Genomic DNA, 7,574 nt, shown 5'->3' on the forward strand with positions numbered 1-7,574 from the left:
AGATTATCCGCCCTCAAGATTAACTCCGACAGGAGAGCTAAGGTGAAAGACTTACTTAAGTTTCTGAAGCAACAAAATAAGACCGAAGAATTCGATGCAATTCGCATTGGTCTTGCTTCACCAGACATGGTTCGTTCATGGTCATACGGTGAAGTAAAGAAACCTGAGACTATTAACTACCGTACTTTCAAGCCTGAGCGCGATGGCTTATTCTGTGCCCGTATTTTCGGTCCAGTGAAAGATTATGAGTGTTTATGTGGTAAATATAAACGCCTTAAACACCGTGGTGTGATCTGTGAAAAGTGTGGCGTTGAAGTAACACTAACTAAAGTGCGTCGTGACAGAATGGGTCACATCGACTTGGCAAGCCCAGTTGCGCATATTTGGTTCTTAAAATCATTACCGTCACGTATCGGTTTAATGCTTGATATGACACTTCGTGATATTGAACGTGTTCTTTACTTCGAGTCATTCGTTGTAACTGAACCAGGTATGACAACGCTTGAGCGTAGTCAGTTACTAGGTGAAGAAGAATACTTAGATGCACTTGAAGAGCACGGTGACGAATTTGAAGCGAAGATGGGTGCTGAAGCAGTATTAGACTTGCTTCGTGAACTTGATCTTGGCCAATTAATTGCTGAAATGCGTGAAGAGTTACCAACAATTAACTCTGAAACTAAGCGTAAGAAGATCACTAAACGTCTTAAATTAATGGAATCGTTCCACCAATCAGGTAATAACCCTGAGTGGATGATCATGACAGTACTTCCAGTATTGCCACCTGACTTACGTCCATTAGTACCACTAGATGGTGGCCGTTTTGCGACTTCAGATCTAAATGACCTTTACCGTCGTGTTATTAACCGTAATAACCGTCTTAAGCGTCTACTAGATTTAGCAGCACCAGACATTATCGTACGCAACGAAAAACGTATGTTACAAGAAGCGGTAGATGCGCTACTTGATAACGGTCGTCGTGGTCGTGCAATTACAGGTTCTAACAAGCGTCCGCTTAAATCTCTTGCTGATATGATCAAGGGTAAGCAAGGTCGTTTCCGTCAGAACTTACTTGGTAAGCGTGTAGATTACTCTGGCCGTTCTGTAATCACGGTTGGTCCTACGCTTAAGCTTCACCAATGTGGTCTTCCTAAGAAGATGGCACTTGAGCTATTCAAACCATTCATCTATGGCAAATTAGAGCGTCGCGGCATGGCTACGACAATTAAAGCTGCTAAGAAAATGGTAGAGCGTGAAGTTCCGGAAGTATGGGATGTTTTAGACGAAGTAATTCGTGAACATCCAGTATTACTTAACCGTGCACCAACACTTCACCGTTTGGGTATCCAAGCGTTTGAGCCTGTGCTTATCGAAGGTAAAGCAATCCACTTGCATCCATTAGTATGTGCGGCATACAACGCCGACTTCGATGGTGACCAAATGGCGGTACACGTACCGTTAACGATTGAAGCACAGCTTGAAGCACGTGCGTTAATGATGTCAACAAACAACATCTTATCGCCTGCTAACGGTGAGCCAATCATCGTTCCTTCACAGGACGTTGTATTAGGTCTTTACTACATGACGCGTGATCGCATTAATGCGAAAGGCGAAGGCACTGTATTTAAAGATCCAAAAGAAGCAGAAAAAGCATACCGCAGTGGCAATGCTGAACTTCACGCTCGCGTAAAAGTTCGTATTAGCCAATCAGTGAAGAACGAAAATGGTGTAGTAGAAGATACTATCACTATCATCGATACCACTGTTGGTCGTGCAATTTTGTCTCTAATTTTACCTAAAGGTATGCCGTTTGAGTCAATCAACCAAGCATTAGGTAAAAAGCAGATTTCTAGCTTATTAAACGAGTGTTACCGTCGTTTAGGTCTAAAAGACACGGTTGTGTTTGCTGACCAAGTTATGTACACCGGTTTCCACTACGCAATGAAGTCAGGTGTTTCAATTGGTATCGATGACTTAGTTATCCCACCAGTTAAAGCATCAATCATTGAAGCAGCAGAAGCTGAAGTGACTGAAATCAACCAACAATTCCAATCAGGTCTTGTAACGGCTGGTGAAAAGTACAATAAAGTTATCGATATCTGGTCACGTGTAAATGAAAACTTATCACGTGAAATGATGGCCAACTTGTCAAAAGACACGGTTATCAATGCTAAAGGTGAAGAAGAAGAGCAACCGTCATTTAACTCAGTGTTTATGATGGCCGACTCAGGTGCTCGTGGTAGTGCCGCTCAGATCCGTCAGCTAGCAGGTATGCGTGGTCTAATGGCACGTCCAGATGGTTCAATCATCGAGACACCAATCACGGCTAACTTCCGTGAAGGTCTAAACGTACTTCAGTACTTCATCTCAACGCACGGTGCGCGTAAAGGTCTTGCCGATACAGCACTGAAAACAGCGAACTCGGGTTACCTAACGCGTCGTCTAGTAGACGTTGCACAAGATTTGGTAATCAACGAAGACGATTGTGGCACAGAAGATGGCTTAACAATGAAACCGCTTATCGAAGGTGGTGACGTTGTAGAAGCACTTCGCGAACGTGTTTTAGGTCGTGTTGTTGCTGAAGATGTTGTGATCCCAGGCACTAATACTGTTCTGGTTGAGCGTAACATCATGCTTGATGAAAAACTGTGTGATCTTTTAGAAGAACACTCAGTGGATGAAGTTCGCGTACGCTCAGTTATCACGTGTGATAACGACTTTGGTGTATGTGCTAAGTGTTATGGTCGTGACCTTGCTCGTGGTCATATCATCAACGCAGGTGAATCAGTGGGTGTTATCGCAGCTCAATCAATCGGTGAGCCAGGTACACAGCTTACGATGCGTACTTTCCACATCGGTGGTGCGGCATCAAGAGCGTCTGCTGAAAATAATGTACAAGTTAAAACTAACGGTACATTAAAGCTTCATAACGCAAAATATGTATTAAATACAGACGGTAAGATTGTTATTACCTCACGTTCTACTGAGATCACTATCATTGATAGCTATGGTCGTGAAAAAGAGCGTTATAAAGTACCTTACGGTGCGGTATTAACAGTGCAAGACAATGCAGAAGTTCAAGGTAACGACATTGTTGCTACTTGGGACCCGCATAGTCACCCAATCGTTCTTGAACATAAATCAAAAGTATCGTTCAGCGATATCGATGACTCGAATACAGAGACACAAACTGATGAATTAACCGGTTTAACTCGTATCGTTGTTAAAGATCTTGCTAAAGCGAATGCGAAAGAGCCTAAGCTTATCATTGAAAGTGAAGAGCGCGGCTTGCAAGAAACACGTCTTCCTTCATTCACTACGATTGAAGTTACAGATGGTGCGACTGCAAACCCGGGTGACGTGTTAGCACGTATCCCGCAAGAAGGTTCGAAAACTCGTGATATCACGGGTGGTCTACCACGCGTAGCCGACTTATTTGAAGCGCGTAAGCCAAAAGAGCCAGCTATCTTAGCTGAGATCACAGGTACTATTAGCTTCGGTAAAGAGACTAAAGGTAAGAAGCGTTTAGTTATCACTCCACCTGAAGGCGATCATTACGAAGAAATGATCCCTAAGTGGCGTCAACTTAACGTGTTTGAAGGTGAGCAAGTGTCTAAAGGTGAAGTTATCGCCGATGGTCCTGAATCACCACACGACATCTTACGCCTACGTGGTGTGACTCATGTTGCTAACTACATCGTTAACGAAGTGCAAGAGGTTTACCGTTTGCAAGGCGTTAAGATCAATGATAAGCACATTGAAACAATTATTCGTCAGATGCTACGTAAATGTACCATCCTTGACGGCGGTCATAGTGAATTCTTAGCCGGTGAGCAAATTGAAGTGGCACGCGTTAATATCGCAAACCGCGACCTTGAAGCTCAAGGCAAGTTACCAGCTAAATTTGAAATCCAGTTAATGGGTATCACTAAAGCGTCACTAGCCACAGAATCTTTCATCTCAGCAGCCTCGTTCCAGGAGACAACTCGTGTCCTAACAGAAGCCGCTGTAAATGGTAAGAGCGATGAACTTCGCGGTCTGAAAGAAAACGTAATCGTGGGTCGTTTGATCCCAGCCGGTACCGGTTTTGCGTATCACCAAGATCGTATGGCACGTCGTAAGCAAAGTTTAGTTGTTGAAGAGCAAACAGTAAGTGCAGAAGAGGCGACTCAAGCACTAACAGATGCTTTAAACGCTGATTTATCTGGAAATCAATAAACTTAAGCTAATCAATAGATTAGATTTTAGCAAGGCAGTTATCTTCTGCCTTGCTAACGGTTTATGTTGACAGGTTAAACTTTGCTCATTAAAATTCCGCCACCCATTTACCTGCGCGTTTGTTACGAGCTTGTAAAAAGGGCGGATTTTTTTATTTTTTCAGTAGTAATTTTAATTTCAGGAGCTATTTAAATGGCAACTATTAACCAGCTAGTGCGTAAGCCACGTCGTAGCAAGGTTACTAAAAGTAACTCAGCTGCGCTTAAAGCGTGTCCGCAAAAGCGTGGTGTATGTACTCGCGTATATACAACTACACCTAAGAAACCAAACTCGGCGTTACGTAAAGTAGCTCGTGTACGTTTAACTAACGGTTTCGAAGTAACTTCATACATCGGTGGTGAAGGTCATAACCTTCAAGAGCACAGTGTAATCCTAATCCGTGGTGGTCGTGTTAAAGATTTACCAGGTGTGCGTTTCCACACTGTACGTGGTGCACTTGACTGTGCAGGCGTAAGCGACCGTCGTCAAGCTCGTTCTAAATACGGTGCAAAACGCCCTAAGGGCTAATTGTATTCCGTTAGTAAGGCCAAGCACTAAATATTATTAATTATTGTTTTGGGTTATTGTTCCAAAAGGACAAACCTGAATAAACCGGAGATACAAAATGCCTAGAAGACGCGTAATAGGTCAACGTAAAATTCTTCCAGATCCTAAGTTCGGATCGGAACTTCTTGCAAAATTCGTTAACATCGTAATGTTAGACGGCAAGAAATCTACTGCTGAAAAAATCGTTTACGGTGCGCTAGATGTGGCTGCTGAGAAATCAGGCAAATCGCACCTTGAAATCTTTGAGTCTGCACTTGATAACATCCGTCCACAGGTAGAGGTTAAATCTCGCCGTGTTGGTGGTTCAACTTATCAAGTACCAGTTGAAGTACGTCCAGTTCGTCGTAACGCATTAGGTATGCGTTGGTTAGTAGACGCTGCACGTAAGCGTGGCGAAAAATCTATGGGCTTACGTTTAGCTCAAGAAATCGTTGACGCTGCTGATAATAAAGGCACTGCGGTTAAGAAACGTGAAGACGTTCACCGTATGGCTGAAGCGAATAAAGCATTCGCTCATTACCGTTGGTAATCTGCCCTTAACCTTTAAGAGGATCATATGGCACGTACAACTCCACTTGAGCGCTACCGCAATATCGGTATTGTTGCTCACGTAGATGCAGGCAAAACCACCACAACAGAACGTGTTCTGTTTTACACAGGTCTTTCACATAAGATCGGTGAAGTGCATGATGGCGCCGCAACTATGGATTGGATGGAGCAGGAACAAGAGCGTGGTATCACAATCACTTCTGCTGCAACAACGTGTTTCTGGAAAGGGATGGACGCGCAATTTGACGACCATCGTATCAATATTATTGATACTCCAGGACACGTAGATTTCACTATCGAAGTAGAACGTTCTTTACGTGTACTTGATGGTGCGGTAGTTGTTCTTTGTGCTTCATCAGGTGTACAGCCGCAAACTGAGACAGTTTGGCGTCAAGCGAACAAATACGAAGTTCCGAGAATGATCTTCGTAAACAAAATGGATCGCACGGGCGCTGACTTCTTAACGGTTGTTAGCCAGGTGAAATCTCGTCTTGGAGCAACGCCTGTTCCAATTCAGCTGCCAGTTGGCGCTGAAGACGACTTTAAAGGTGTAATTGACCTTATAAAAATGAAAGTGATTAACTGGAATTCTGAAGACCAGGGCATGACTTTCTCTTATGAGGCAATACCGGCAGAACTTCAAGAGCTCGCTGAAGAATGGCACTCTCACTTAGTTGAAAGTGCTGCAGAAGCTTCTGAAGAACTAATGGATAAGTATTTGGAAGGTGAAGACCTGAGCGAAGCTGAAATTAAAGCAGCTTTGCGTCAGCGTACATTAGCTAACGAAATCGTCCCGATGACGTGTGGTAGCGCATTTAAAAATAAAGGCGTTCAAGCTGTGCTTGATGGCGTTATTGAATATATGCCTGCACCAACACAAGTGAAACAAATTCAAGGTATTCTTGAAGATGGCACTGAGGAAGAGCGTCCTGCTGATGACAACGCACCGTTTGCTGCACTTGCTTTTAAGATTGCAACAGACCCGTTCGTTGGTACTTTAACCTTTTTCCGTGTTTACTCTGGTACTGTTAAACAGGGTGATGCGGTTTACAACCCAGTAAAAAGTAAGCGTGAGCGCCTTGGTCGTATCGTTCAGATGCATTCAAACTCACGTGAAGAGATCAAAGAAGTCCACGCAGGCGATATCGCGGCGGCTATTGGTCTTAAAGACGTAACAACAGGTGAAACACTGTGTGATCCGAATTCTAAAATTACGCTTGAGCGTATGGAATTCCCAGAACCAGTAATCTCTGTTGCGGTTGAGCCTCGCACAATCGCTGACCAGGACAAGATGGCTATCGCACTAGGTAAACTAGCGGCTGAAGATCCATCTTTCCGCGTACAAACTGATGATGAGTCAGGTCAGACTATAATTTCTGGCATGGGTGAACTTCACCTCGATATCATTGTCGACCGTATGAAACGTGAATTCAGTGTTGAATGTAACGTTGGTAAGCCGCAGGTTTCTTACCGTGAAGCTATCCGTGATACCGTTAAGGTAGAAGGGAAGTTCGTACGTCAATCAGGTGGTCGTGGTCAATATGGTCACGTCTGGCTTAAACTTGAACCGATGGATATTTCGGATGATGAAGCACCAATTTACGAGTTTGTTAACGAAACCGTAGGTGGCTCAGTTCCAAAAGAATACATCCCTGCGGTAGATAAAGGCATCCAAGAGCAAATGGCTCAAGGTGTGCTGGCAGGCTACCCGTTACTTGGCGTGAAAGCGACTTTATATGATGGTTCATTCCATGATGTAGATTCGAATGAAATGGCATTTAAAATAGCAGGTTCTTTGGCAATGAAGCAGGGTGCACTTGATGCAAACCCTGTACTTTTAGAGCCAATGATGAAGGTTGAAGTACTCACTCCTGAAGCAAACATGGGTGATGTAGTTGGCGACTTAAACCGTCGTCGAGGCATGATCGAAGGCATGGAAGAAGCGCTAGGTGGACTTAAACAAGTTAACGCTTTAGTTCCGCTCTCTGAAATGTTTGGTTATGCAACTGATCTGCGATCTGCAACACAAGGCCGTGCTTCATACTCCATGGAGTTTTTGAAGTACGCTGAAGCCGCTAAAAATGTTGCAGATAAAATAATTGCAGCTCGCACTTAAGTAATTTTTAGCTTGGTTTGGCTCAATAACGAGCTCGACCTTTAATTTCTTTATAGGAATTTTTTAAGATGGCAAAAGAAAAGTTTGA

The 7,574-nt window shown here is 43.6% G+C and carries 4 protein-coding genes; all 4 read left to right on the forward strand.

Going from position 1 to position 7,574, the window contains the following annotated elements:
• The first annotated feature begins 42 nt into the window (after window positions 1–42).
• The 4 genes from rpoC to fusA all read left to right on the forward strand — a co-directional run bounded on the left by rpoC (window position 43) and on the right by fusA (window position 7,486).
• Window positions 43–4,215: a DNA-directed RNA polymerase subunit beta' gene (gene rpoC, locus CSC79_RS09790; protein ID WP_099295628.1), complete on the forward strand. Its 4,173-nt coding sequence runs from the start codon at window positions 43–45 to the stop codon at window positions 4,213–4,215.
• Between the two features lie 192 nt (window positions 4,216–4,407).
• Window positions 4,408–4,782 (forward strand): 30S ribosomal protein S12, encoded by a 375-nt coding sequence (rpsL, locus tag CSC79_RS09795; RefSeq protein WP_002958885.1) that lies wholly within the window; start codon window positions 4,408–4,410, stop codon window positions 4,780–4,782.
• 97 nt (window positions 4,783–4,879) lie between these two features.
• On the forward strand, window positions 4,880–5,350 hold the full coding sequence (rpsG, locus tag CSC79_RS09800; RefSeq protein WP_004588211.1) for a 30S ribosomal protein S7: 471 nt from the start codon (window positions 4,880–4,882) through the stop codon (window positions 5,348–5,350).
• Between the two features lie 27 nt (window positions 5,351–5,377).
• The gene (fusA, locus tag CSC79_RS09805; RefSeq protein WP_099295629.1) at window positions 5,378–7,486 is read left to right on the forward strand and encodes an elongation factor G; all 2,109 of its coding nucleotides are present in this window, start codon (window positions 5,378–5,380) and stop codon (window positions 7,484–7,486) included.
• The last annotated feature ends 88 nt before the right edge of the window (window positions 7,487–7,574 follow it).

The sequence above is a fragment of the Pseudoalteromonas sp. 3D05 genome (assembly GCF_002723455.1).
Lineage (GTDB): Bacteria > Pseudomonadota > Gammaproteobacteria > Enterobacterales > Alteromonadaceae > Pseudoalteromonas.